Below are 25,538 nucleotides of genomic sequence, written 5' to 3' on the forward strand. Positions count from 1 at the left end.
CGCGAACCATGGAGCAGCGAAGCAACAGGGTGCGGACGAGAGCCACACCGAACACCGGTCGTCCAGAGGAGGTACCGCGGTGCACGATGGTGAGTCCCGCGGGCGTCGTTACTGGTGCGAATGGGCGCTCCTGCCCGATACGGCGGAGTCGCACCGGCTCGCGGTAGCGGCCAGTCCTGGAGTTGTGCTGGAAGAACGAAACGGTGTCCTGGACGCGGTCCATCCGGAGGTCCCGACCCCGCCAGCCGGGGCCGAACCACTGCGTGGTCTGACACTCCCCGGCTTCGCCAACGCCCACTCCCACGCCTTCCACCGGGCCCTGCGCGGCCGAACCAGCGCGGGGGCAGAATCATTCTGGGGTTGGCGGGAGACCATGTACCGCGTGGCCGGCCGGCTCACCCCCGAGAGCTACTACCGGCTCGCACGCGCCGTCTACGCCGAGATGGCATGCGCGGGAATCACCTGTGTGGGCGAGTTCCACTACCTGCACCACACCCCCGGTGGCACTCCGTACACCGATCCCAACGCCATGGGCACAGCACTCCTCGCCGCCGCGCAGGACGCCGGAGTGCGCATCACACTCCTGGACACCTGTTACCTGCATGGTGGCCTCGACACGGACGGGTACCAGCCGCTGCGTGGGGTCCAGCACCGGTTCTCCGACGGTTCGGTCCACGCCTGGGCGGATCGTGTCGCCCGGCTTGCCCCGACGGCAGACCACGCCAGGATCGCAACCGCCGTGCACTCGGTCCGTGCCCTCAACCGTGCCCAGCTCACGGAGCTGGTTCGGCTCGCAACCGACCACCGCGCCCCGGGTGCCGCCGTGGACTGGGGCAGCCCCCACATCCACCTCTCCGAACAACCGGCCGAAAACGCCGCCTGCCGTGCGGTGCACGGCCGCAGCCCCACGCAGCTCCTCGCCGACACCGGGCTTCTGGACCGGCTACACCCCGTCCTCGTGCACGCCACCCACCTCACCGACACGGACCTGGGCCTGCTGCGGCACCACCAGCCCCGGGTGTGCCTGTGTCCAACAACCGAACGGGACCTGGCCGACGGCCTGCCCCGGCTCGGCGAATTAGCCCCAGGCCGTATTCCCCTGGTGCTGGGTACGGACGGGCACTCCACGATCGACATGATTGAGGAAGCCCGCGCCGCCGAGATGAACGAACGGCTGCGTACCGGACACCGTGGAACCCTCCCGGCGGCATCCGCCCTGACCGCCGCCACAACCGCCGGGCACGCTGCCCTCGGATGGCCGGACGCTGGGCACATCGCCGCCGGCTATCGCGCGGACCTGGTGACCCTGGATCTCACCGGGGTGCGTACCGCCGGCCTGGACCCCGCACGGGCTGCCGACATGGTGCTGGCTGCCGCAGGCACCCCCGACGTTACCGACGTGTTCGTGGACGGCCGCCGGGTCGTGCACGACCGAACCCATCAGCAGTTGCCCAACGTCGCCCACACCCTCGACACGACCATAAAGGAGCTCCTGGCGTGAGTGCGACCCTGATCGACAACATCGGAACACTGGTGACCAACGATCCCCAGCTGGGCGAGGGACTGCTTGGACAGATCACCGAGAGCGCCATGGTCCTCGATGGGCCACGGGTGGGCTGGGTCGGGCCGCGCGCCCAGGCCCCAGCCGCCGACACTCGCCACGACGCTCAGGGAGCCTGCATCCTGCCCGGATTCGTAGACAGCCACTCGCACATCGTGTTCGCCGGGGACCGCTCGGGGGAGTTCGCCGCACGTATGAGCGGACAGCCCTACCGAGCCGGCGGCATTCACACCACGGTGGCGGCCACCCGCGCGGCCTCCGACAGTCGACTACAGGAGGTGGCCCGGTGGCAGCGGGCCCAGGCCCGGATGCAGGGCACGACCACACTGGAAATCAAGTCCGGATACGGTCTGACCGTGGCCGACGAGCAGCGGACCCTGCGCGTGGCCGGTGAGTTCACCGAGGAGACCACCTTCCTCGGAGCCCACCTCGTTCCCGAGGAGTACCGCGCGGACCCAGACGGATACGTCTCCCTCGTCACCGGCGACATGCTCGCGGCGTGCGCTCCGCACGCCCGCTGGATCGACGTGTTCTGCGAACGCGGCGCCTTCGACGCGGAGGCTGCACGCCGCGTGCTGGAGGCCGGGCGCCGCTGGGGACTGGGGACCCGCATCCACGGCAACCAACTGGACCACGGGCCCGGCGTACAGCTTGCCGTGGCCGAGCGCGCCGCCTCCGTGGACCATTGCACCTATCTGACCGAGGCGGACGTGGCGGCCCTGGCCGAGGCTGCCCGTCGTGGCCCGCAGGAGCAGACCGTGGCCACCCTGCTTCCCGGAGTTGATTTCGCAACGCGCCAGCCCTATCCGAACGCGCGCACCCTCTGGGACGCGGGAGCGACCGTGGCCCTGGCCAGCGACTGCAACCCCGGGTCCTGTTTCACGTCCAGCCTCGCGTTCTGCATCGCGCTGGCCGTGCGCGAGATGCACCTGAGCCCCCAGGAAGCGGTATGGGCCGCCACCGCCGGCGGGGCGCGGGCACTACGCCGCAGCGACGTCGGTCATCTCGCCCCCGGGGCCCGAGCTGATGTGGTGCAGCTGGAGGCACCCAACCCCGTCTATCTCGCCTACCGGCCGGGAGTACCGCTGGTACACAGCGTGTGGGAGAGCGGAACCATGGTCTACCAGAACACATTCCCCCCGACAGCGCCCCGGTTCGGTTCCCGGTGAGACCGCTGGTCCGCGAAGCCGGACCGCGCGCCGCGGCGCCGTCGGGGCCGTGCTGTGCGGGAGGCTCGCCGGGACACCCAACAGTGGGGACTGGGTATCCCGGCGAGAGGAGAACGAGGAGAACGTCGGACGGTCAGCTGTTGTCCGCGGCGTCGTCCTGCTCGGTTGAGCCCGCGGCGGTGTCGCCCTGATCCGAGGAGTCACCGTGCTGGTCCTGGGACCCAGAGCCAGTGCTGTCGCTCTTGGTCTTTCGGCGCTTCTTCACCGGACGGGAGAAGTCGACCAGTGGTTCGATCCGCGCGTCGTAGTCCTTCTTGCATTCGGCGCAGGCATCGACCTCGCGGATCGCCCCCTCGAAGGCGAACTGGATGACGTCCGTCGCTTCCACCCGCTCCTCGTGGACGGCGTGCGGATCACAGTACTTGCGGGTGATGACCTCGGTGACCACGACAGGAAACCTCTCACTTCGTGTCGACGGGCGGTGCTCGCTCCTGCGGCCCAATCATACACGCGTTCGAAGGCCGTCGCGGGTGCTGGAACGCGGACGCCAACAGCGGCCGCAGCGAAGATCACAACCGTCGATCCTAGTGCACGAGTACCGTACTCGCGCCCATCCGTACCTGCCGTGCACAGCAGGCGGGAATCACGTGAAGATCTCGTCCAGGAAGCTCTCCCGGCGGCGCTGCCCCGCGTAGTCCGGCTCCGGCTGCTCCCCCTGGTGGGTCACCTCGGCGATGGACTCCGTGGGGCGACGACGGCGTCGCCCCACGCCATCGTCGGTGGGGTCCAGACCCCGGCTCCACCGGTGCTCCGCCTCCAGGAGCTGTTCGAGCTCACCGCGATCCAGAAAGATTCCGGAGCACTGTTCACACTGGTCGATCTCCACGCCGATGAGGGCGTGACGGCGCATGGCGCCGGGGCATTTCGGGCAGTTGAGTGCGGTCATAGCGCCTTGGACTTCGGACTCGGCCGCACGGTTCCCGCAGTCCAGAATCCGTTCGGGGAAATTGGGACCGAATGCGGGGGAATTCGCGCATTTCCCGAACAGCGAGGGGGCCACGTCGCTACGGTGTGGGAGATCACTCCGGGGGCGCGGCTCGACGGCGGGGCGGCGGCCCCCGGAGGAGAGCTGGACTCGCAAGGGGGGACGCCAAGGTGGTGGAGCACGTCGGATACACGACATCCGAGCAGGCCGAACCGCACAGGCACGCGGACTCCTGGACAGCCGGGCAGCGTTGGGACGCCCGAGAGCTGTCCACACTGGTGGTGTCGCATGGGCTCGGTACGGTCCGTGTGCACGGGGATCCACGGTTCGTACTCCTGCGGCGCCGGTTCCGAACCCGGATGGTGCTGCTGTTGTCGGGTGTGCTCGCCTGGTACCTGGGCTACATCGGGCTCACGGCATTCGCTCGGGACCTGCTCATCATCGACGTGTACGGCAGCGTCAACATCGCCATGGTGTTGGGTCTGGGCCAGTTCGCCAGCACGTTCCTGCTGGCCTGGATGTTCGGGAGATTCGCGAGCCGCACCATGGATCCGATCGCGGCGGAGCTGCGTCGCGAACTCGGATCCCGAAACACCCCGGGAACCCCGGGGCAGGTGTCCCGATGAGCAAAGCCATCCCCGATGCTGCGCTGGACACCACCGTGTCGCTCGAGTTCAGCAGCCACGCCCTGACCCTGCTCCTGTGCGCGCTCTTCGTCGCTCTCACACTGGGGATCACCGTGTGGGCGCGGCGCAACACCCGCGGGGCAGTCGACTTCTACGCCGGGGGTCGTCGCTTCGGACCGGTCCAGAACGGGCTGGCACTGACCGGGGACTACCTCTCCGCTGCCTCGTTCCTCGGAATCGCCGGCATGATCGCGTTGTGGGGCTACGACGGCTTCCTGTACTCGGTGGGGTTCCTCGTCGCCTGGATGCTGGTGCTGCCTCTCGCCCAGCTGATGCGCAACACCGGCCGGTTCACCATGGCGGACCTGCCCGGGTACCGCATGCCCCGGATGCGGGTCCGCGCGGCGTGTGCCTGTGCCACGGTCACGGTCTGCGTGTTCTATCTGCTGGCCCAGATGGTCGCGGCGGGGGCGCTCGTGGCGATGCTGGTGGGCACCACTGCCACCAGCACCCGGATCATGGGCATCGTCGGAGTGGGCGTCCTGATGATCGTGTACGTGATGTACGGGGGCATGAAAGGCGCCACCTGGCTACAGATCATCAAGGCGGTCCTGTTGTTGCTGGGTTCGGCGCTGGTGTGCGTTCTGGTGCTCGCCCAGTTCGGATTCGACCCCAGCCGTCTGCTCACCTCGGCATCCGATGCCAGCAGCCACGGAACCCAGCTGCTCCAGCCCGGCCTGTACCTGGGGCAGGACGTGCCCGGGGACACGGCCCAGACCCTGGTCAACAAGCTCGACCTGTTCAGTCTGGGGTTGGGGCTGGTTCTGGGAACGGCGGCCCTGCCGCACGTCCTGATTCGCTTCTACACCGTCCCCGACGGTACGGCGGCGCGGTCCTCGGTCCGGTGGGCCATCGCCCTGATCGGCGCCTTCTACCTGATGACACTGGTTCTGGGCTTCGGTGCGGCCGCCATCGTGGGACGGGACGCGATCCTGGACCAGGACCGCAGCGGCAATACCGCGGTCCCACAACTGGCATTGGCCCTGGGGGAGTCCCTGGGTGGTGCCGTGGGCGGTGCCGTTCTGCTGGCGTTCATCTCCGCGGTGGCGCTGGCCACGATCCTCGCCGTCGTTGCCAGCCTGACCCTGGCGTCTTCCATGTCGCTGGCGCACGACGTGTTTGGACACATCGTCATGTGGGGGCGTCCCAAGGAGTCCCAGGAGGTCGGGGTTGCCCGGGTCTGTGCCGCCGTGGTCGGGGTGGTGGCGATCGGACTCGCGATCCTGGCTCGGGACCTGAATGTGGCGTTCCTGGTTGGTCTTGCCTTCTCGGTCGCCGCGGCGGCGAATCTTCCGGTGATCCTGCTGTCGCTGTTCTGGCGGAGATTCAACAGCCGGGGAGTGCTGTGGGGTATCGCCGGGGGACTGGTGTCCTCGATCACCCTGGTACTGCTCTCACCGGTGGTGTCCGGCAAGACCGATCCGCAGACCGGGGAGAACCTCTCGCTCCTTCCAGCCTGGATCAACATCCAGGTGTTCCCGCTGGAGAATCCCGGCATCGTGGCGATTCCCGTCGGCTTTCTGTGTGCGGTGCTCGGCACGCTCACCTGTCGGGAGTACGATCCCGAGCGTTACCAGGACCTCCAGCTCCGCTCCCTCACCGGCAGCGGAGCCGCGCGCTCCTAGGCAGTGCTGGCTGGGCAGGGCCGTATCGAATGTCGGTGGGATGGGCAGGTGCGGGCTCACACACCACTCCTGTCCGCACCGTGGCCAGCACGGTGGGCAGGGGATCGGCACCGACCCGAACCACCGGGCGGGGACACCCCCAGTCGTATCCGCAGCGCGCCGGCACCAGCCCCGAAGTCACGCCCCCGGACGGCGGTACCAGCGCGATCGGTCCCAGGGAAGCCAGTAGCCTTGGGCGAATGAGTACGGGTCCACGGCGGGAGCCTCCCCACTCCCGGAGGTATCACGAAACGGCCACACAGCCGGAGCTGAGGCTACCCGCCGGCGACGTAACCGAAGGCGTGGTCCGGGTCGGCGACACGGTCCGTCGCCCCCACCAGCCACAGAGTCTCGCCGTGGCCGAGTATCTCGATCACCTGGAGCGGGTCGGGTTTCCGGGAAGTCCTCGTTACCTCGGGCGCGACGATTCTGGCCGGGACGTGTTGACCTTCCTGCCTGGCCACGTTCCGGGAGATCCCGTCGAGCCCTGGGCCACAGACGAGCGATTGTTGACCAGTGTGGGCCGGTTGCTGCGTGCCCTGCACACCGCCTCGGCCGGTTTTGCCGCGGACCGTGGTTTCGCCGCTCCGGCCGGTTCGACCTGGCGCAGGGACCTGGTTCCGGTGCACCTGCCCGCACCGGAGCCGCAACCGGAACTGGTCTCCCATCTCGACGTGACGCCGCAGAACGTGGTGGTGCGCGACGGCGAGGCCGTGGGCCTCGTGGATTTCGATCTCGCCGGCCCCACCACGCGACTCACCGACCTCTACAACACCGCGATGCACTGGGTTCCGCTGTGCGCCCCCGAGGATCTACGGCCACCGTGGGACGTCGTCGACCAGCTTTCACGGCTGCGCGCACTGGTCGACGCCTACGGGGCGACCTCCGGAGAACGCTCCAGTCTGCTCGACCTCGGGATCGCACGCGCGGATGTCTCCTGGGAGCGGATGCGTGCCTCCGCCGAACAGCTGGGTGGCGGTTGGGCCCGAATGTGGCGTGCGGGGGTCGGCGACATGATCCTCAGGCGCAAGCGTTGGCTCGTGTCCCGGCGCGCGGAGCTGGCCGCGGCTCTGGTTTAGGTCCGGGGTGTGGGTTTGGTTTGGTGAACGGTTTCGGACCTGCGTCTGCGGCCCTGCTCCCGAACGAGGATCGCTGTTCCGCTGTGCTCGCACAGTCAATCCGGGATGTAGGTGGCGAAGCTGAGGGTAGCGGCCTCGGTCGCCACACCGGGTCTGCGCCACGCGCGTTCCAGGAAACTCCCGAGGCTGGGCAGGTGGCCCTGTGCGGCCAGCGGTCACAGGACCCCGGGGGAGGCCATCGACCGCGGAAGTTCACCGGCCGCGGATTCGTCCACCAGGTAGAGCGTCTGTTCCCGTCCCCAGGCCCCCGCCGCCGGAACCTGCACGGGCCCACCTCCGGACACGGCCAGGCGGACCGCGGGTGCCTTCGCCGCCCCCGCGGCCAACAGCCACACCTGCCGTGCGTTCCGGATCGCCGGAAACGTCAAGGTGAGGCGGGTCGGCGGAGGTTTCGGCGCACCGTGCACGGCCACGACACTGCGTTCCTCCTCGTACACCGCGGGCTGTTCCGGAAACAGCGAGGCCACATGGGCGTCCGGTCCGATCCCCAGCAGGCACACGTCGAACCAGGGAACCGGGGCATGGTCCTGCGCGCGCGTGGCGTGCCGCAGCGCTTGAGCGTACTGCTCGGCTGCCCGCTCGGGGGTGGCCTCGTCCGCGTCGTCGGAGGCCGCGAACGGACGGATCCGGTTCGGGTCGAGGGGAACCCGGTCGAGGAGGGCGGCGCGTGCCTGGGTTTCGTTGCGGTCGGGATCGCCGCGGGGGAGGAAGCGTTCGTCTCCCCACCAGACGTCCAGCCGCTGCCAGTCCACCGCGTCGCGGGCGGGAGCTACTGCAAGCTGCTCCAAGGTGGCGATACCAATCCCCCCGCCCGTGAGTACGACCGAGGCCGCGCCTCGCGCAGCCTGCGCGTCGACGATGCGGGTGACCAGACGGGCCGCCGTGGCGCGGGCGAGAAGTTCCCCGTCCGGGTGGATGACGACGCTGGGATGGGACATGCGGCGGCTCCTTGGGCAACGGGATGGTCAGACCGTCAGACTGTCAGGGCGTCCAGGTGGCGGGCGGCCTGCTCATAGGTGACGTCCGGGTCGAGCCGGCGTAGTTCTTCAGCGAGTGCTTCGGCGGGGCCGCGGCGTGGGAGGGAGACGGTCTGGTCGGGAAAGCCCGGACGTGACAGGGTCGCGGTGCGCCCGTCGAGGCGGTGCAGCGCGATCCGGCCACAGTCGGTGTCCAGCGTGGCCGCGGTGATGCCGGGGCCGGTGGAGGTGCTTCGGCGCACGGGTACGTCCAGGCGCAGGGAAAGCCAGGACGCCAACAGGTCCGCGCTCGGCTGGTGGGTGGCCGCGGTCACCTCGGCCGCCGTGACCCAGCCACAGGGTTGGTCCATCGTCGACGCGAGTAGGGATCGCCACGGAGTGATCCGGGTCCAGGTCAGGTCGGTGTCGCCGGGGCGGTAGTGCTCGATGCGCGTACGCAGATCGGTGTACGGATCCGGGGCGGAGGCCGCGTCGGTGATCCTACGGTGCGCGAGCCGCCCCACCGGATCCTCGGCAGGGTGCAGGGGGCCCGCTCCGGGCCACCACACGACCACCGGGCTGTCCGGTACCAGGAGGGGGATGACAACCGAGTCGGCGTGGTCGCCGAGCGGTCCGTACAGGCGCAGCAGCAGGGTCTCACCGGGGCCGGACGTGCCCGACCGACGGATCTCGGCGTCCACAGCCGGGTCGGCGTCCGGGTCCCGACGGATCAGAGCAACGATGCGGCTGGGATGCTCCTTACCTGCCTCCGTCGCCGCCTGCACAGCCTCGAAATGGGTGGCTTCGTCCGTGACCACGACGAGGGTGAGCACCATGTTCATGGCGCCACCACCGATGCTGTGCCGTTCCGCGGCCAGTGTCTCGGTGATCTGGCCGGTGGTGGTACGCGGTAGGTACAGCGTCATGTTCTCTCCCCGTGCGGCCGGATGGGCGGCTCAGGGACGGCGCCACTGGCGTCCGTCCCGGGTCAGTAGCTCGTGCGCACAGTGCGGCCCCCAGGTGCCGGCCGCGTACTGCTCCGGCTGCCCCTCCTTGGCCCAGTGTTCCTCGATCGGGTCGAGGATCTGCCAGGACAGTTCCACCTCCTGTTGGCGGGGAAACAGGGGCGGGTCCCCGATGAGGACATCCAGGATGAGGCGTTCGTAGGCTTCGGGGCTTGACTCCGTGAACGACTCCCCGTAGGCGAAGTCCATACTCACGTCCCGAACCTCCATCGCCGTGCCCGGAACCTTGGATCCGAACCGTAGGGTCACCCCCTCGTCGGGCTGGATCCGTAGCACCAGGGCGTTGGAGCCGAGCTCGGCGACGTCCGCGGAGTTGAAAAAGGCGTGTGGTGCGTTCTGGAACACCAGGGCAACTTCGGTCACCCGGCGCCCCAGCCGCTTCCCGGTCCGGAGGTAGAAGGGCACCCCGGACCATCGCCGGGTCGCCACCCCGAGCTTCAGCGCCGCGTAGGTTTCCGTGGTGGAGTCGGTGGGGATCCCCTCCTCCTCGAGATATCCCGTGACCGGAGCCCCGCCCTGCCAGCCGGCGGCGTACTGACCTCGGGCCGTCTCCCGCGCGAGGTCCTGCGGCAGGGTTACCGCGGACAGTACCTTCTCCTTCTCCGCGCGGATGGCATCGGCCGTGAACGAGACGGGTTCTTCCATGGCCACCAGCGCGAGCAGCTGGAGCAGGTGGTTTTGGATCACGTCCCGGGCCGCCCCGATCCCGTCGTAGTACCCGGCACGCCCCTCCACTCCCACGTCCTCGGCCATGGTGATCTGGACGTGATCCACAAAACCGCGGTTCCACAGGGGTTCGAACAGGGTGTTGGCGAAGCGCAGCGCCAGGATGTTCTGGACGGTTTCCTTACCCAGGTAGTGATCGATCCGGAAAACGGAGTGCGGGGGGAACACCTCGTCGACGACGGCGTTGAGCTCCTGGGCGCTGGACAGGTCGTGCCCGAACGGCTTCTCGATCACCACCCTCCGCCAGGCCTCATCGGAAGCGTCCGCCAGACCGCTACGTTTGAGCTGGGTCACCACGGTTGGAAACAGTTTGGGTGGTAGGGAGAGGTAGAAGGCGTAGTTGCCTCCCGTGCCGAGGTCCGAGTCCAGCTCCCGCACGGTGCGGGCGAGCGTGTCGAAGGCCTCGTCGTCGTCAAGGTCGCCGGGAACGAAACGCATACCTTCCCTGAGCTGACGCCACACGTCCTCCGAGAACGGGGTGCGGGCGTGCTCACGGACGGCGTCGTGGGCGACCTGGGCGAAGTCCTGGTCGGCCCAGTCCCGGCGCGCGAAACCCACCAGTCCGAATCCGGGGGGCAACAGGCCACGGTTGGCGAGGTCATAAACCGCGGGCAGCAGCTTCTTGCGTGCCAGGTCTCCGGTCACACCGAACAGGACCAGCGCACCGGGGCCGGCGATGCGCGGCAGCCGCCGGTCGGAGGCGGCCCGGAGCGGGTTGGGAACCGCCCCGGGCATGATGGGTTCCTTCACCTCGATGCCTCCTCGCTGTGTGGGACTCCCGTGTTGCTAGCTCGCTACCCGCCGGAGTGCGTCGACGACACGGGCCACCCCCTCGGCGCGGTCCCGCAGGTGCAGCCGCACTGTGGGGCGGTCACGGCGCGTCAGCGCCTCCAGGTCCCCCTGTGCCTGAGCCCGCTGGAGCCGAGCAAAGGTGTAGGGCCGGTCCGGAATGGCCACATCCTGGGGTGCTTCCCCGGTGATCTGGAGGAAAGCGCCCGAGCGGGGGCCGCCCTTGTGATACTGGCCCGTGGAGTGCAGGTAGCGCGGCCCCCACCCGAAGGTGACCGGGCGGGTGGTTCCCCGTGCCAGCAGGGTGCGAATCTCGGTGGCGCGCGTGTCGACATCCCGGTCGAGATACGCCAGGACGGCGAGATACCCGTCCTCGGGAACGGTGGCGAGGAGGGCGCGCAGGAGATCGGGGAGATCCTCGTGGACCGCTAGCTCCCGACTGGCGGGGGAATCGCCCAGGTACACCTCGACCGGCCCGGCCACCAGGTGCGGCTTCGATGCTGGGGTGCCGGTGTTCTCGTCCTCGGGCGCGGCCAAGAGTGCCTTCGTGTTGTCCTTGGACTCGGTGACGTTGGGCTGGTTGAACGGGTCGATTCCCAACAGGCGCCCAGCGACCGCCGTGGCGTACTCCCAAGCTAGGAACTGTGCCCCCAGGGGACCGGTCACGGTCGTGTCCACCAGCGCGGTGGTCTCCGAGGCTCCGGCGGTGGCGGCGGTTTCCACCCGCAGCGCATGGGCGTCGGGAGCGGGGGCGACCCCGGGAACGCTGGTCTCGGGAACCACAACCGGTAGCAGGCCGGTGCCGTCCTTCCCGGTCGACTCGGCAACGAGTTGCTCGATCCAGTCGCCGAGTCCGGTGCTCGCGCTTCCGGTGACCAGGAGCTTGTCGTGGCCCCACCAGCCACCCAACAGCGCGCCGAGGATCAGCGCCGGATTCTCCTCGGGCGGCGCGGACAGGGAGGCCATGAGGGCCTCGGCCTCGTCCAGCAGCGCGGCCACGTCCACACCCGCCAGGGCAGCGGGCACCAGACCGAATGCGCTCAGCGCACTGTAGCGTCCCCCGACATTGGGGTCCGCGAGTACCAGGCTGTATCCCCGCTCCTGGGCCAGCTCGGCCAGCGGGGAGCCGGGGTCGGTCACCGCGACGATGCGATCGGCCGGATCGATGCCGGCCTCCCGGAACGCCTGCTCGTAGGCCCGGCGATGACTGTCGGTTTCGATGGTGGTTCCGCTCTTGCTGGCCACGACCAGCACCGTGCGTTCCAGCCGATCAGCCAGGCAGGAGTGAACCTGCTGCGGATCGGTGGTGTCCAGCACAGTGAGTTCGCATCCGCGGCTCGCCGCGATCACCTCCGGCGCGAGCGAGGAGCCCCCCATCCCGGACAGAACCACATGGTCCAGTCCGGCATCGCGCGTGTTCGCGGCCAGTTCCGACAGCCGGGGGAGAAGTTCCCGCGATGTTCGGGGAAGGCGCAGCCAGTCCAGCCGCACCGCGGCCTCCGCCGCGGCATCCGGCCCCCACAGTTCCGAGTCACGCTCGGTGAGCCGCGGGGCGACCCGATCCTCGACCAGGGACTCCAGTGCGGCCCGGGCGGCGTTGTGGACCGCCGAACGCGCCGAGACGGTCAGACCTCCGGCGCTCACCGTCGACGTGGCGGCAGGGGGCGCACTGGCCTCCCCGGATTCCGTGGCTGGCATGGGGTTGTTCGGATCGGTGCTGCGCACTGGCTCCCACTCTCACCTTCGGACGGACAGGGCGTCGGCGACACTCGCCAGCAGCTCCGTCCATGACTGCTCGAACTTCTGCACACCCTGCTCTTCGAGGACCCGGACCACGTCGTCATAGTCCACGCCCACCTCCGCGAGGGCATCCAGGTCGGCACGTGCCTGCTCGTAGGTGCCGCGGATCGTGTCGCCACGGATCTTTCCGTGGTCGGCGGTGGCGTGCAGTGTCGCCTCCGGCATTGTGTTGACCGACGACGGCGCCACCAGCTCGGTCACGTAACGGGTGTCGTCGAACGCGGGATCCTTGACACCCGTAGAGGCCCACAGCGGACGCTGGGGCTGGGCTCCATCCGCGGCCAGGGACCGCCAACGCTCCGAGGCCAGCACGTGCTCAAACTCGGCGTAGGCAAGGCGGGCATTGGCGATGGCGGCGCGTCCACGCAGGGAGGTGGCCGCCTCGGAGCCCACCTCGGCGAGGCGTCGGTCGACCTCACTGTCCACGCGACTCACGAAGAAGGAGGCCACCGATCCGATCCCGGACAGGTCCCGTCCCGCCGCACGTGCCTGCTCCATGCCCTCCAGGAAGGCATCCAGAACCGCCCGGTACCGGTCCAGAGAAAAGATCAGGGTGACGTTGACGCTGATGCCCTCAGCCAAGGCCTGAGCGATCGCCGGCAACCCCTCAACCGTGGCAGGAATCTTGATCATGGTGTTGGGGCGGTCCACCAGCCACCACAGCGCCCTGGCCTCAGCGAGGGTGCGTTCGGTGTCGTGCGCCAGCCGGGGATCCACCTCCAAGGACACGCGCCCGTCCCGGCTGTCGGTGCGCTCATAGACAGGCCGCAATACGTCCGCAGCCCAGCGGATGTCGTAGCTGGTGATGGCGCGTACGGCCTCCTCGACGCCGACTCCGCGCATCCGCAGATCAGCCAGCTGCGCGGAGTAGCTCTCGTCTGAGGCCAGGGCACCGGCGAAAATGGTGGGGTTGGACGTGACCCCGACCACCTCGTGCTTGGTGATCAGCTCGTCGAGATTCCCGCTGTCCAGCCGTCCCCGGCTGATGTCGTCAAGCCAGACCGCTACGCCCGCCTGGGAGAGTTCGGTGAGTGGATTGGTCATGATCGCCCTCCATGTCGATGCCTGCCCGGCCCCGCCGGTCGTTAACCCGGCCGGGCCGGTGGCCCCCACCTCGCGCGCTCCAGCCACACCGCCGGGAACGGGAGGAGCTGGGCCGCCGGCCCGGGGCGGGGTCGTGGATCTGTGCACCCACTGTGCCCCGAGCCACGGCACCGGGCGAGCGGACAGGCCATTCTCCTATCCGTTGACCCGGTCCAGTGTGGTGCGTACCGCCGCCACCACGTGGTCGGCGGTGAGCCCGAACTCCTCGAACAGGGTTCCGTACGGGGCCGAGGCACCGAAGTGCTCCAGGCTGACCGCCTCGCCGTCCGCACCGATGTAGTCCCGCCACCCCAGGGCGGCCCCGGCCTCCACCGAGACGCGGGCACGGACCGACGGAGGCAACACCTCCGCCCGGTAGTCGGCGTCCTGCTCGGCGAACCACTCCACGCAGGGCATGGACACAACCCGTACTGGTGTGCCGGCACTTTCCAGGCGCTCGCGGGCCTCCAGCGCGGCAGCGACCTCGCTTCCGGTCGCGATGATGAGTGCCTGGGGCTGTCCACCCGTGGCCTCGGCGAGGACATAGCCGCCACGGGCGACCCCCTCGGCGCTGGCGTACTGACTGCGGTCGAGAGTGGGCACGTTCTGCCGGGTCAGCGCCAGGCCGGTGGGCCGCTCCCCCTGGAGGATGGTCCGCCAGGCCGCCACGGTCTCGTTGGCGTCGGCCGGCCGCACCACATCCAGACCGGGGATGGCTCGCAGTGACCACAGGTGCTCCACGGGCTGGTGCGTGGGGCCGTCCTCGCCGAGACCGATCGAGTCGTGGGTCCACACGTAGGTGACCGGCAGGCGCATCATCGCCGCCAGACGCACCGAGGGGCGCATGTAGTCGCTGAACACGAGGAACGTGCCCCCGTAGGGGCGGGTGGGTCCGTGCAGCGCGATGCCGTTCAGGACCGAGCCCATGCCGTGCTCACGCACACCGAAGTGCAGGACACGCCCGAAGCGGTTACCGGAGAACTCCTTGGTGGAATGCTCCTCCGGAATGAACGATGGCTGGCCCTTCGGGGTGGTGTTGTTGGAGCCGGCGAGGTCGGCAGATCCCCCCCACAGTTCCGGCAACACGGGTGCGATGGCGCCCAGGATCTCCCCCGAGGCCTTCCGGGTGGCGATGCCCTTCGGGTCGGCCGGGAAACTGGGCAGCGCCTCCTCCCAGCCGTCCGGCCGCTGTCCCGACAGCAGACGATCCAACAGCTGTGCCCGCTGCTGGTTCTGGGATCGCCACGCGTCCAGGGACCGCTCCCAGTCGGCACGCACGGCCCGGCCGCGATCGCCCACGGAACGGGTGTGCTCCAACACCTGCTCGGGAACCTCGAAGCGTGCGTCCGGGTCCATCCCCAGAGCCCGCTTCGTCGCGGCGACCTCCTCCGCGCCGAGCGCCGCCCCGTGGATCGCCCCGGTGTTTTGCTTATTGGGTGCCGGCCACCCGATGATGGTCCGCAGCTGAATGAACGAGGGGCGTTCCGTATCCGCCTTGGCCTGCTGAAACGCTTGGTACAGCGCCTGGACATCCTCGGCGTAGCTGCCGGTCGAGGTGGTCCAGTCCACCCGCTGCACGTGCCAGCCGTAGGCTGCGTAGCGAGCTGCCACGTCCTCGGAGAACGCCACCGCCGTGTCGTCCTCGATCGAGATGTGGTTGTCGTCGTAGAGCACCACGAGATTGCCCAGTTTCTGGTGTCCGGCCAGGGCACTGACCTCGTGGCTCACCCCCTCCTGCACATCGCCGTCCGAACAGACCACGTAGACCATGTGGTCGAAGGGACTCTCTCCAGGAGCGGTCTCCGGGTCGAACAGTCCACGCTCGCGGCGCGCGGCCATCGCCATACCCACAGCGTTGCCCAGGCCCTGCCCCAACGGGCCGGTCGTGGTCTCGACCCCGGGGGTGTGCCGGTACTCGGGATGGCCCGGCGTGCGGCTGCCCCACTGTCGGAGCGCTCGCAGATCCTCGAGCTCGAGTCCGTAGCCGGCAAGAAAGAGCTGAATGTACTGGGTGAGACTGGAATGCCCGGCTGACAGCACGAATCGGTCGCGGCCCAGCCATTCCGGATCGCTGGGGTCGTGCCGCATGACGTGCTGGTAGAGGAGGTAGGCAGCCGGGGCCAGGCTCATGGCGGTTCCGGGATGTCCGTTCCCCGCTTCCTCGACCGCGTCCATGGCCAGGGCACGGACCACGTCGACGGCGCGCTGGTCGAGCTCCGACCAGGACAGCGCACCCGTGCTGTCGATGTTCACCACCGGTTGTCCTTTCGCGGCGAGCGACGGGCGTGCATGGGCCACCGGCACGCCCGTGTGACTGGGTTCTTCCTTGCAGCGGGGACCAACAGGACAGAGGGTGGCAGTGGCACTGCACCGGGCGAACTGACATCCACCGTGCGCGGTGCCCGGGGTTGCCCCGACACAGCTGGTGTGGCCGCGCCGGCCATGGTGACCGTAGCCGCCCCACGGGTGGTGCGGCCAGCACCGTCGGTCACAGTGGCCCCCCGGATACGCTGTCCTGTCATTGACCGATTCTGCGTGTTCTGCGTGTACGGCCACACCGTCCGGCGATGCGACCAGACAACGAGCTTAGCGTGCCATGGCTGTCGACGCGGCGGCGGATGCTCCGGGACCGTCACGGAGTGCCGGTCGAACACCGGAGGGTGATTGCGATTCACGTGGGAGGCTGTGCGAGCCTGGAGGCAGTGGCCCACCGGCCCGTCGGGGTCGGAGTGGCGACTCGAAGCGGCCAGGCGTGCATGGTGGGATATCGAACGCCGCGCGCGGCCGACCCCCTGCGTCGCCTCGAACAGGGAAGTACTACAGTATGTCGTTGACGGGCGCTGGCGGCGACGCGGCAAGCCCCGGAAACGGACGGGACACCCCGGAAGCGAACTGGCAGCTGATGACGAGACTTCTTGTGTGTGCCGTGGCCGGTGCGCCACGGTTCGGGCCACCGTGGCGAGCTGGACTCGGTGGTGGCATGGTTGCGGTGGCCTCATGACCGCTCCCGTGCCCCCGTCGTCCTCGATGCCGGAGCCCAGGACCGAGCAGCACGACGAGCCATCGACGCGCGCCCATTCCGACAGCGAGCGCCCGACGTCGGGATTCCTCGCACATGTACGGGCCTACGTTGCGCTGTCGAAGCCCCGTGTGATCGAGCTGTTGCTGATCACCACGATTCCGGTGATGTTTCTGGCAGCCCAGGGGGTCCCGCCGCTGGGTCTGGCCGTGGCCACGCTCGTGTTCGGCACCGCCTCGGCTGCCAGCGCCAACGCCATCAACTGCTACATCGACCGGGACATCGATGCCGAGATGCGGCGTACCCGCCGCAGGCCGGTGGCCATGGCCCAGGTGCGGCCGCAGGGAGCCCTCACCTACGGTCTGGTGTTGGCGGTCGTGTCGACCCTGGGGTTTGCCCTGGTGGTGAATCTGGTGGCCGCAGCACTGTCGCTGTTTGCCATCCTGTTCTACGTCTTCGTCTACTCCCTGCTGCTCAAGCGGCGCACCGCCCAGAACGTGGTCTGGGGTGGGATCGCCGGATGCATGCCGGTCCTGATCGGGTGGGCGGCGATCACCGGTGGTCTGGACTGGCCCCCGGTGGTGCTGTTTCTGGTCGTGTTCTTCTGGACGCCCCCGCACACCTGGGCGCTGGCAATGCGCTATCGCGAGGACTACGCGGCGGCGAGCGTTCCCATGTTGCCGGTTGTGGCCACCGACCGCCGGGTCATCGCCGAGTGTGTGCTCTACAGCTGGGTTACCGTGGCCTGTTCTCTGGCCCTGTGGCCGGTCGCAGACACGACCCTGTTCTACCCGGCGGTGGCCGCCCTCCTCGGGGGGATCCTGCTGGCCCAGGCACATCGGCTGTGGGCGCAGGTGCGGTCCGGGGTCAGTGGCCCCCAGCTACGGACGATGGGGTTCTTCCACCTGTCCAACGCCTATCTGGCGTTGCTCTTCGCCGCGGTGACCGTGGATCCACTGCTCGCGGGTATTCTGCGCTGAATTCTGCGCTGAACGTGCCACCGGCGCTGCCGGGCCGCCGGTGGGACAGTTCCTCCAGCCCATGGGGACGCGCGAGGCCCGTGGGCCTACTCTGAGGGTGACCACAGCCAACGGTACTCTTGACCCGATGCGTGCCTTGGACACCCAGGCGATCCTTCAGGGCCACCGGCCCGGTCGCCACTCGGTCGGTCTCGTCGTCGGAACCACGGTCAGTGTGCTGTGCCTGCTGGGCGTACTCGGATACATCCTGGTGCTGGGGGCTGCCGGCGCCGGCGCGAGCGGGGTCGTCGGGTTCGTCCTGAGCCTGATGCTGGCAACGATTCCGGTCAGCATCATTGTTCCACTGATCCTCCTGTTGGACCGGCTGGAACCCGAGCCACCCGCGATGCTGCTGTTCGCGTTCCTGTGGGGAGCCGGGGTGGCAGTTCTGGTGTCACTCATCCTGAACACGCTGGGTATGGAGCTGTACACCATTCCTGCGTTCGGGGCGGGGATGGGCGAGTACCTGGGTGCCACCGTCATCGCGCCCGTCGTCGAGGAGAGCGCCAAGGGCATGGTGTTGCTCTTCCTGCTGTGGCGTCGCCGGCACGAGATCGACTCCTACACCGATGGCGTGATCTACGCGGGCATGGTCGCCGCGGGTTTCGCCTTCACCGAGAATGTCATGTACTTCCTGACCTCGTTCTTCGAGGCGGGAGCACTGGGTGTGGCGTTCACCTTCCTGCTGCGGGGGCTTGTGTCCCCGTTGGGGCACCCCCTGTTCACGGCCATGATCGGGCTCGGTGTCGCCCACGTCGCGATCAACCGGGACGCGGTCCGCTTTCTCGCTCCGTTCGTGGGCTGGGTCGGTGCGGTTCTGCTGCACGCCTTGTGGAACGGATCGACGGTCTTCGGCTGGCTGGGATTCGCCTTCGCTTACTTCGTCTGCTTCTGGGTCCTGGTCGGAGTGATCGTCCGAGCCGTCCTCGACCGCCATCGCCAAGTAGCCGCGATTAGTCGGTACCTCAGTCCGTACCAGGTCACGGGGCTGGTTACCCCGGCGGACATTCACATGCTCAGTTCGATGAAGGCACGGCGCCGGGCCCGCGGCTGGGCGCAACACAACGCCGGATCCGGAGGGCGCCGCGCGATGCGGGACTATCAGCTCGCAGCCACGGAACTCGCCCTGCTACACCAGCGTCTGGAACGGGGGGTTGCCCGCCCCCGCTGGTGGGAGCGCCGGGACGCCTTCCTCGCACTCATGCACGTGGCCCGGGACGCCTTCCTCGGTGGGGTGCGCCGTCCGGTCGTTCCCGTGTGGGCGGGCAGTAGCTCAGACTCCGGACTCATGCACCATGATTCTTTCCAGCACGTCATCGACCGGGCGCGGGTGCAGCCTCCCGCGCACCCTCCGGACTCGGTTGGGTGAGTTCCGCACGCCGCGTGGCACTGAAGTAGAGCCGCAGGATCGTCACCCAGCACACCACGGCGCCAAGGACGTGCAGCACGACGAGCCCTTCGGGAAGTGCCAGGGAGTACTGGATGTAGCCCAATGCCCCTTGGCCGACGAGGATCGTAAGGAGTAGGACAGCCAGGACGCGTGGTTGGCGCCCGGAGCGAGTGTAGAGGAGGGTGGCCAGCAACAGGCCGGTGGCGGCGAGGAGGACCCAGGCCAGACTGGAGTGCGTCTGGGTCACCGCTGCCAGGTCCAACGGCCAGCGGGGTGCGTCCAGATCCCCGCCGTGTGGACCGGTGCCGGTGGTGACCACCCCGGCGGCCAGGACAACGAAACCGAGGCCGGTGACCAGGACTGCCAGCCGGTGGGCGAGGGGAGACACGGTGCGTTGCAGTTCACCCCCCGGTTCCTGACACCGGACATACAGGGCCACCGCAACGACCAGGATCACCATGGACAGCAGGAAATGGGAACCGACGGCGGCGGGATGCAGCTCCGTCAGCACGGAGATTCCGCCCACCACCCCCTGACCGAGTACTCCCAGTGGAGTGATCACAGCCAGCAGGAGCAGGTCCGGGCGGGGGTGCTCGCGGTGCTGGTGGTGCTGGTGGTGCAGGCGCCACACGGCGAGCAACACGATGAGGCCGACCGCGAGTACGAGGAAGGTGAGCATGCGGTTGCCGAACTCGATCGCCTCGTTCAGGACCGGATGGTACTCCCCGCCCGAGGGCACGAAACTGTCCGGTGTGCAGCGGGGCCATTCGGGGCAGCCGAGGCCGGACTGGGTCACCCGCACCGTGGCGCCGGTGACCGCGATCCCGGCGTTGACGACCACGTTGCCCAGTGCCCACCAACGTAGCGCGGACGGTGTGGGATGCCAGGCGGTTCGTGCCAGGGCGGCGAGTGTGAGCACGCCGATGCCGGAGAGCAGAATCTGCCAGGCCCAGAATGGAACACCGAGAACGTGGGCACCGGTGGCGGCCAGCTCGGCGCCGTGCCACGAAGAGTTCAGCATACGACGAAGTGTAGTAGGTCGGTGGGTTCAGGATATCCCGCCCCCGCATGGGAGTCCCGCAGTCCGGTCCCGCTCGAGGTCGTCGCGGACCAGTGGGTGAGGACGTCCGCTGTGGGTGCGGCCCTGGCCGAGCACCTACGGGGCGGAGCCCCGCGTGGCGGTCAGCCGGACGGCTTGGCCCCGGATCGACCTGCACCACGCGATCCGGGGGCTCCACTGGCGCGTGTCGCTCCGGCACTGGCGGCGATCACGCAGCCCACAGCGAGCCACTGCCACGGGGTGAGGAACTCGCCCAGCAGTACCATACCGGCCAGGGCGGCAGCGGCCGGCTGGAGACTCATGAGAATTCCGAAGACCCGGGGTGGCATTCTGCGTAGTGCCTGGAGTTCCAGGGTGTAGGGAATGACCGAGGACAGGACGCCGACAGCGAGCCCGACCGCGACCAGGCGCCAGTCGAGTAGAGCGGCGCCGGCCTCCGCTACGGCCACCGGGGCGAGGCCTGCTGCGCCCACCATGCTGGCCAGGGCCAGTCCGGACATGCCGGCGAAGCGTTGTCCGGTCGCTGCGCTGAGCAGGATGTAGCTGGCCCAGGCGGCCGCGGCGAGCAGAGCAAATGCGACGCCCACGGGGTCGAGTTCGCCGTTGTCCCATCCCAGCAGGGTCACGCCTACCCCGGCCAGCACCACCCAGACCAGGTCAAGACGGCGTCGCGATCCCAGGACCGCGATGAGGAGCGGCCCGAGAAACTCGATCGTCACCGCGATGCCCAGCGGAATCCGGGCGAACGACTGGTAGATGGCCCAGTTCATTAGCGCGAGGCTGGCCCCGAACCCCAGCACAACCAGCCAGTCGGTGCGACTGTGTCCCCGAACGGCGGGGCGTACCACCAGCACGAGCAGCACCATGGAGGTCAGCAGCCGTAGCCAGACCACCGCACCGGGAGGAAGCACCTCGAACAGGATCTTGGCAACGGCCGCTCCGGACTGCACCGAGGCGATGCTCCCGAGTACCAGCCACGCGGGCGGGAGACGCTCCACCATGTCCTGGGTGAGAGCCCGGACGGACGTGGGCGTCCCGTCGTTTCCGCGGGGGCGCGACTCCAGTTCCACGGGATACATCCTATGAATTGCGTCGGTCTGGGGTGGATGTCGTCGCCACATGTTCCGGTGCCGGGTCCTGGCGCCACGTCGCCGGCCCGACTAGCCTCAGCCATGCGGGGGGGCCGAGGTGACACGCGGAAAGCGAGGGGTCATGCCGTTGACCGTCAACTCCGAAGTGGGGCATCTGCGCCAGGTGATTATGCACCGCCCAGACCTGGAACTTCGGCGGCTCACACCACGCAATTCCGCGGAACTACTGTTCGATGACGTGTTGTGGGTGCGCCGGGCCCAGGAGGAGCATCTCGCCTTTCATCAATTGCTCCAGGACCGCGGTGTCCGGGTGCACCTCCTCCACGAGCTGCTGGAGACCGTGCTCGACATCCCCGAAGCGCGTTCCCACATTCTGGAGCGCAGCCTGGACGAGCGGTTCCACGGTCCGCTCGCTCTGGATCCGGTTCGCAACGCCTTCGACGCGATGGACACCCCGACCCTACGTCGCCATCTGGTTGGCGGAATCACCAAGCGGGAACTCCTCGACCAGGTCGACGAACCCCCCTCGGTATGGCTGCATGGTCTTGACCCCGAGGACTTCGTGTTGACGCCACTGCCGAACCACCTCTTCACGCGGGACACCTCCTGTTGGATCTACGGTGGTGTCGCCGTCAATGCCATGCGGAAGAAGGCCCGACGTCGGGAGACCATCCATTACGAGGCCATCTACGGCTGGCATCCGCTGTTCAGCGGCGGTGACTTCGCTCGCTGGGCCCCGGGTAGTGCCTGGGCCCCGGCGACACTCGAGGGCGGCGATGTGATGCCGCTGGGCAACGGTGCTGTTCTCGTCGGGTTGAGTGAGCGAACCCAGCCCCAGGCGGTGGAGCTACTGGCTCGAGAGCTGTTCACCCGGGGCGGGGCACGTCGGGTCCTGGGTGTGTGGCTGCCGCAGCGGCGTGCGGTCATGCATCTGGACACCGTGCTGACCATGGTGGACTACGGCGTATTCACCCAGTACGCCGGGCTGGGGATGCTCCCGTCCACCCTGCTTGAGCCCGGGGATGGTCCGGCCGGCGGCACCACGGATCCGGTCAAGGAGCTCCGGGTGACCCACTATCCCCCACAGGAGATGCACCGTCAGATTGCGGCACTCCTGGACCGGGACGAGATCACGGTGCTGTCCCCGATGCAGGATGCGCACTCCGCCGAGCGGGAGCAGTGGGACGACGGGTGCAATGTGTTCGCCCTCGAACCGGGGGTGGTGGTGGCCTACGAACGTAACACCACCAGCAACGCCTATCTCCGGGATCACGGAATCGAGGTACTGGAGATCTCCGGGGGAGAACTCGGGCGGGGCCGGGGCGGGCCACACTGTATGACGTGCCCGATCGAACGGGAAGCCTAGGTGTGGCGGTTGGAGTGCCTGCGGGACGGGGTGGACGTCGCCAGGCCAGGCCCAGTCTCGCTACCGACTCCACGAACCAGCCCCCGAGCGGCGGGGCCGTCCGGTGTCGGCAGGTTCCGGCGCCGGGTGCCGCGTCATCCGAGTCGAGATGTTACTCCCAGCGGAAGAATCGGCTGGCCAGGAGTGCGCCGCCCACGCTCCACACCAGGAGCACCAGCAGCTCGGTCCCCGGGAAGACTGCGCCCCGACTCAGGACTGCGCGCAGCCCTTCGGACAGCGCGGTGATGGGCAGGAGCGCGGAGATCGTCTGCACCGTGGAGCCGAGCCGTTCCACCGGGAACACGACTCCACCCATCCCCAAAAGGATCACATAGACGAGATTGGCCGCCGCCAGCGTTGCCTGGGCACGCAGTGTTCCGGCCAGCAGCAGGGCTAGGGCGCTGAACGCGGCAGTTGCCCCGAGTACCAGGAGTGCCGCACTCACCATTCCGCTCGGGGTCATGGTCGGGCTCCAGCCCAGGAGTGCGGCCACGCTGCCCAGCACGATGATCTGGAACGCCTGAACGGCCAGGACGGCGCTGGTCTTGGCGGCCAACAGGCCGCTGCGCGGTAGCGGAGTGGTGCCCAGGCGCTTGAGTACGCCGTAATGGCGCTCGAAACCGGTTCCGATGGCCTGGCCGGTGAATGCGGTGGACATCACGGCCAGCGCAAGTACGCCGGGCGCCAGGAAGTTCACCGGTTGCTCGACCCCTAGGTTGAGCAGATCCACCTGGCTGAACAGGACGAGCAGCATCACCGGGATCACGAGCGTGAGAATCAGTTGTTCGCCGTTACGCAGCAGGATCCGCAGCTCCATCCCGGTCTGGGCGAGGACCATGCGCCACAGTGAGGCGGCGCCGGGACAGGGGGTGAAGGATCCGCTGGGCACCTGGTCTCCGGGCGAGAACGACGGCGACGAACCGTGAGGGCGGGCGGACTCGGCTGGCATGATCAGGACTCCCGCAGACCCTGGCCGGTCAGTTCGAGAAACACGTCCTCCAGCGTCCGGGTGCGTACCTGAACGTCCTCGGCCAGGACGTCGCGGGCCGCACACCAGGTGGTGATCGTCGCGATCAGCTCAGGGCCGACAAGTTCGGGGTTCGTGGCCTCAACCACGTAGTGTCCCGGGGCTCGCTCCGTGGCCGAGGTGCCCGAGGGGAGGGCCTCGGCGAGCGCCTGGAGGTCCAGGCCCGGCCGGGTTCGGAAGCGCACTTCACGTTCGTTGCTGGTGAGTTCGACGGGGCTGCCCTCCGCGATGACCCGACCGTGGTCCACGATGACGATGTGGTCGGCCAAGCGCTCCGCCTCCTCCATGTAATGCGTGGACAGCACCACCCCGGCACCGGCCAGACGCAGTTCGTCGACCAGCTCCCAGGTGGCTGCCCGGGCCTGGGGATCCAGACCCGCGGTGGGTTCATCCAGAAATACCAGTTCCGGACGTCCGATGATCGCAGCGGCCAGGGACAGGCGCTGCTGCTGACCACCGGAGAGGCGACGGAAGGGTGTGCGTTCCACGGAACACAGCCCCAGCCGTTCCAGGAGAAGCTGGGGGGAGAGCGGGCTCCGGTGGAAGGAGGCCATGAGACGGAGCCACTCGCCGGCACGAGCCCCGGTGGGGATCCCCCCGGATTGGGGCATGACCCCAACCCTGGGGCGCAGCGCACGGGCGTCCCGAATAGGGTCGCGTCCCAGTACCCGCGCTGTTCCCGTATCCGGGCGGCGGAATCCGGTGCAGATCTCCAATGTGGTGGTCTTGCCCGCGCCGTTGGGGCCGAGGACGGCGGTGACGGCACCCCGCTCCGCAGTGAGGGACAGCCCGGCGACAGCGGTGACAGATCCGTAGCGCTTGACGACGTCGCGGACGTCGACCGCGATGGGGAGCGGGTCGTCGGCTGTGTCCATGCTGCTGAGTCTAGGTTGGCTGGTGCGTCGCCGGGCACGGGGTGGTCCGACGGTGGGGGTGGACCCCACGCCACCGTGCAAGCCGCGTATTGAAATGTGAGACACATGCCTGCTATGTGGACGATCCCGGGGGAATCGCGACGCTCGGGTGTCGATTTGAGACGCGGCTGATCGGGCGATGTCCAGTTAGGAAAGCCTGTCCTGCGTGGCCCATCGCACGATGTCGGGTTTGCTGTTTGGGATGGATTTAGGCCACACTGATGTTGTGAAAAGCGTGAGCAGGCGCGAGCGGTCTCAGCGGAGTGGAGCGGAGCCACCCCGCCGGTCCGGCGCGGCCGAGCTGAACGCCGACACCGGCACGCGGGCCGCGGTGGCCAGGCTCATCCTGGAGCAGGGGCCGATCACCGCCTCTGCCTTGGGGGAACGACTCGGGCTCACCTCGGCTGCGATCCGCCGACACCTCGACAACTTGACACAGGAGGGCATGGTGACGGCGCGGGACGCCCATCCGGGTGGCCAGCGCCGGCGGGGGCGCCCACCACGTGTTTACACCATTACGGACGCGGGACGGGACACCTTCGTACACGGCTACGACGACCTGGCTGCCAGTGCATTGCGGTTTCTCGCCGAGAAGGCGGGGCCGGACGCGGTCGCCGAGTTCGCGCACCGCCAGGTCGCCGACCTGGAGCGCAGGTATCACACAGCCCTGGCCGGTGTTCCACCACAACAGCGGGTGCGGCTACTTGCCGAGGCGCTGAGCGCGGACGGCTACGCGGCCTCGGTGGAGCAGGCACCCGCACCCGGCGGTGGCGAACAACTGTGCCAGCACCACTGTCCGGTAGCACACGTAGCCGCCGAGTTTCCCGAGCTGTGCGAGGCCGAGATGGCAGCTTTCGCTCGGCTTCTGGAAACTCCGGTACGCCGGTTGGCCACGATCGCGCACGGCGATGCCGTGTGTACGACCCACGTCAGCCCCCGTGACCTTGGTCCCGCGGAGCGTCAGGAGTCCACCGAGCCGAGTCAGTAGCTAGCTCGAACCCGTTGAGTATCACCCAGAAACCAGGACAAC

21 protein-coding genes are annotated in these 25,538 nt (G+C 68.5%); 9 read left to right on the forward strand and 12 right to left on the reverse strand.

What is annotated here, in order from left to right; translation table 11 throughout:
* Nucleotides 1–79: 79 nt before the first annotated feature.
* Complete coding sequence (locus RIF23_RS00375; RefSeq protein WP_310910260.1) at nt 80–1,501, forward strand: formimidoylglutamate deiminase; 1,422 nt, start codon at nt 80–82, stop codon at nt 1,499–1,501.
* Entirely contained in the window at nt 1,498–2,730 is a 1,233-nt protein-coding gene (gene hutI, locus RIF23_RS00380; RefSeq protein WP_310910261.1) for an imidazolonepropionase, read from the forward strand. Before RIF23_RS00375 ends, hutI begins: the two co-directional genes overlap by 4 nt.
* 133 nt (nt 2,731–2,863) lie before the next feature.
* On the opposite strand, the gene RIF23_RS00385 is transcribed toward hutI, so the two are convergent.
* Together RIF23_RS00385 and RIF23_RS00390 are read right to left on the reverse strand one after the other, a co-directional pair.
* On the reverse strand, nt 2,864–3,178 hold the full coding sequence (locus RIF23_RS00385) for a hypothetical protein (RefSeq protein WP_310910262.1): 315 nt from the start codon (nt 3,176–3,178) through the stop codon (nt 2,864–2,866).
* A 195-nt stretch (nt 3,179–3,373) separates the two neighbouring features.
* Nucleotides 3,374–3,676 (reverse strand): TFIIB-type zinc ribbon-containing protein, encoded by a 303-nt coding sequence (locus tag RIF23_RS00390; RefSeq protein WP_310910263.1) that lies wholly within the window; start codon nt 3,674–3,676, stop codon nt 3,374–3,376.
* 209 nt (nt 3,677–3,885) lie between these two features.
* On the opposite strand from RIF23_RS00390, the gene RIF23_RS00395 reads away from it, so the two are divergent.
* The 3 genes from RIF23_RS00395 to RIF23_RS00405 all read left to right on the forward strand — a co-directional run bounded on the left by RIF23_RS00395 (nt 3,886) and on the right by RIF23_RS00405 (nt 7,144).
* Nucleotides 3,886–4,341 carry a DUF485 domain-containing protein gene (locus RIF23_RS00395; protein WP_310910264.1) on the forward strand — a complete coding sequence of 152 codons (456 nt, stop codon included), beginning with the start codon at nt 3,886–3,888 and terminating at the stop codon, nt 4,339–4,341.
* On the forward strand, nt 4,338–6,026 hold the full coding sequence (locus RIF23_RS00400) for a solute symporter family protein (RefSeq protein WP_310910265.1): 1,689 nt from the start codon (nt 4,338–4,340) through the stop codon (nt 6,024–6,026). Before RIF23_RS00395 ends, RIF23_RS00400 begins: the two co-directional genes overlap by 4 nt.
* Before the next feature lie 239 nt (nt 6,027–6,265).
* Entirely contained in the window at nt 6,266–7,144 is an 879-nt protein-coding gene (locus RIF23_RS00405) for a phosphotransferase (RefSeq protein WP_310910266.1), read from the forward strand.
* Between the two features lie 215 nt (nt 7,145–7,359).
* On the opposite strand, the gene pgl is transcribed toward RIF23_RS00405, so the two are convergent.
* The 6 genes from pgl to tkt all read right to left on the reverse strand — a co-directional run bounded on the left by pgl (nt 7,360) and on the right by tkt (nt 15,836).
* A complete protein-coding gene (gene pgl, locus RIF23_RS00410) occupies nt 7,360–8,142 on the reverse strand; it encodes a 6-phosphogluconolactonase (protein ID WP_310910267.1) in 783 nt (260 codons plus the stop codon).
* Between the two features lie 35 nt (nt 8,143–8,177).
* Nucleotides 8,178–9,086, reverse strand: coding sequence for a glucose-6-phosphate dehydrogenase assembly protein OpcA (locus RIF23_RS00415; RefSeq protein WP_310910268.1), 909 nt, complete (start codon nt 9,084–9,086; stop codon nt 8,178–8,180).
* Between the two features lie 30 nt (nt 9,087–9,116).
* Nucleotides 9,117–10,646 carry a glucose-6-phosphate dehydrogenase gene (gene zwf, locus RIF23_RS00420; protein WP_310911187.1) on the reverse strand — a complete coding sequence of 510 codons (1,530 nt, stop codon included), beginning with the start codon at nt 10,644–10,646 and terminating at the stop codon, nt 9,117–9,119.
* 51 nt (nt 10,647–10,697) lie between these two features.
* Entirely contained in the window at nt 10,698–12,398 is a 1,701-nt protein-coding gene (locus RIF23_RS00425; RefSeq protein ID WP_310911188.1) for a glucose-6-phosphate isomerase, read from the reverse strand.
* 39 nt (nt 12,399–12,437) lie between these two features.
* Nucleotides 12,438–13,544 carry a transaldolase gene (gene tal / locus RIF23_RS00430; RefSeq protein WP_310910269.1) on the reverse strand — a complete coding sequence of 369 codons (1,107 nt, stop codon included), beginning with the start codon at nt 13,542–13,544 and terminating at the stop codon, nt 12,438–12,440.
* A gap of 195 nt (nt 13,545–13,739) precedes the next feature.
* On the reverse strand, nt 13,740–15,836 hold the full coding sequence (gene tkt, locus RIF23_RS00435) for a transketolase (protein ID WP_310910270.1): 2,097 nt from the start codon (nt 15,834–15,836) through the stop codon (nt 13,740–13,742).
* 744 nt (nt 15,837–16,580) lie between these two features.
* Between tkt and RIF23_RS00440 the strand changes: the two genes are divergently transcribed.
* Nucleotides 16,581–17,582, forward strand: coding sequence for a heme o synthase (locus RIF23_RS00440; protein WP_310910271.1), 1,002 nt, complete (start codon nt 16,581–16,583; stop codon nt 17,580–17,582).
* Nucleotides 17,583–17,709: 127 nt separating this feature from the next.
* Complete coding sequence (locus RIF23_RS00445) at nt 17,710–18,990, forward strand: PrsW family intramembrane metalloprotease (RefSeq protein WP_310911189.1); 1,281 nt, start codon at nt 17,710–17,712, stop codon at nt 18,988–18,990.
* Here the strand turns inward: RIF23_RS00445 and RIF23_RS00450 are convergent.
* Together RIF23_RS00450 and RIF23_RS00455 are read right to left on the reverse strand one after the other, a co-directional pair.
* A complete protein-coding gene (locus RIF23_RS00450) occupies nt 18,935–20,032 on the reverse strand; it encodes a COX15/CtaA family protein (RefSeq protein ID WP_310910272.1) in 1,098 nt (365 codons plus the stop codon). The genes RIF23_RS00445 and RIF23_RS00450 overlap by 56 nt on opposite strands.
* Before the next feature lie 161 nt (nt 20,033–20,193).
* Complete coding sequence (locus RIF23_RS00455; RefSeq protein WP_407659342.1) at nt 20,194–21,150, reverse strand: EamA family transporter; 957 nt, start codon at nt 21,148–21,150, stop codon at nt 20,194–20,196.
* Nucleotides 21,151–21,283: 133 nt separating this feature from the next.
* Here RIF23_RS00455 and RIF23_RS00460 point away from each other — a divergent pair, with 133 nt between their 5' ends.
* The gene (locus RIF23_RS00460) at nt 21,284–22,528 is read left to right on the forward strand and encodes an arginine deiminase (protein ID WP_310910273.1); all 1,245 of its coding nucleotides are present in this window, start codon (nt 21,284–21,286) and stop codon (nt 22,526–22,528) included.
* A 151-nt stretch (nt 22,529–22,679) separates the two neighbouring features.
* Here RIF23_RS00460 and RIF23_RS00465 read toward each other — a convergent pair whose 3' ends face one another.
* Nucleotides 22,680–23,405, reverse strand: coding sequence for an ABC transporter permease (locus RIF23_RS00465; RefSeq protein WP_310911191.1), 726 nt, complete (start codon nt 23,403–23,405; stop codon nt 22,680–22,682).
* A 113-nt stretch (nt 23,406–23,518) separates the two neighbouring features.
* Nucleotides 23,519–24,469: an ABC transporter ATP-binding protein gene (locus tag RIF23_RS00470; protein ID WP_310910274.1), complete on the reverse strand. Its 951-nt coding sequence runs from the start codon at nt 24,467–24,469 to the stop codon at nt 23,519–23,521.
* A gap of 274 nt (nt 24,470–24,743) precedes the next feature.
* Here RIF23_RS00470 and RIF23_RS00475 point away from each other — a divergent pair, with 274 nt between their 5' ends.
* Complete coding sequence (locus RIF23_RS00475) at nt 24,744–25,496, forward strand: helix-turn-helix transcriptional regulator (RefSeq protein WP_310910275.1); 753 nt, start codon at nt 24,744–24,746, stop codon at nt 25,494–25,496.
* Nucleotides 25,497–25,538 lie beyond the last annotated feature (42 nt).

Origin of the sequence: Lipingzhangella rawalii (assembly GCF_031628175.1) — a bacterium.
Lineage (GTDB): Bacteria > Actinomycetota > Actinomycetes > Streptosporangiales > Streptosporangiaceae > Lipingzhangella_A > Lipingzhangella_A rawalii.

Coding starts and splice junctions, on each gene's coding strand:
- RIF23_RS00390 (WP_310910263.1), bottom strand. CDS start 3,676: ATGACCGCACTCAACTGCCCGAAATGCCCCGGCGCCATGCGCCGTCAC.
- RIF23_RS00400 (WP_310910265.1), top strand. CDS start 4,338: ATGAGCAAAGCCATCCCCGATGCTGCGCTGGACACCACCGTGTCGCTC.
- RIF23_RS00405 (WP_310910266.1), top strand. CDS start 6,266: ATGAGTACGGGTCCACGGCGGGAGCCTCCCCACTCCCGGAGGTATCAC.
- pgl (WP_310910267.1), bottom strand. CDS start 8,142: ATGTCCCATCCCAGCGTCGTCATCCACCCGGACGGGGAACTTCTCGCC.
- RIF23_RS00415 (WP_310910268.1), bottom strand. CDS start 9,086: ATGACGCTGTACCTACCGCGTACCACCACCGGCCAGATCACCGAGACA.
- zwf (WP_310911187.1), bottom strand. CDS start 10,646: ATGCCCGGGGCGGTTCCCAACCCGCTCCGGGCCGCCTCCGACCGGCGG.
- RIF23_RS00425 (WP_310911188.1), bottom strand. CDS start 12,398: ATGCCAGCCACGGAATCCGGGGAGGCCAGTGCGCCCCCTGCCGCCACG.
- tal (WP_310910269.1), bottom strand. CDS start 13,544: ATGACCAATCCACTCACCGAACTCTCCCAGGCGGGCGTAGCGGTCTGG.
- RIF23_RS00440 (WP_310910271.1), top strand. CDS start 16,581: ATGACCGCTCCCGTGCCCCCGTCGTCCTCGATGCCGGAGCCCAGGACC.
- RIF23_RS00445 (WP_310911189.1), top strand. CDS start 17,710: ATGCGTGCCTTGGACACCCAGGCGATCCTTCAGGGCCACCGGCCCGGT.
- RIF23_RS00450 (WP_310910272.1), bottom strand. CDS start 20,032: ATGCTGAACTCTTCGTGGCACGGCGCCGAGCTGGCCGCCACCGGTGCC.
- RIF23_RS00455 (WP_407659342.1), bottom strand. CDS start 21,150: ATGTATCCCGTGGAACTGGAGTCGCGCCCCCGCGGAAACGACGGGACG.
- RIF23_RS00460 (WP_310910273.1), top strand. CDS start 21,284: ATGCCGTTGACCGTCAACTCCGAAGTGGGGCATCTGCGCCAGGTGATT.
- RIF23_RS00465 (WP_310911191.1), bottom strand. CDS start 23,405: ATGGTCCTCGCCCAGACCGGGATGGAGCTGCGGATCCTGCTGCGTAAC.
- RIF23_RS00470 (WP_310910274.1), bottom strand. CDS start 24,469: ATGGACACAGCCGACGACCCGCTCCCCATCGCGGTCGACGTCCGCGAC.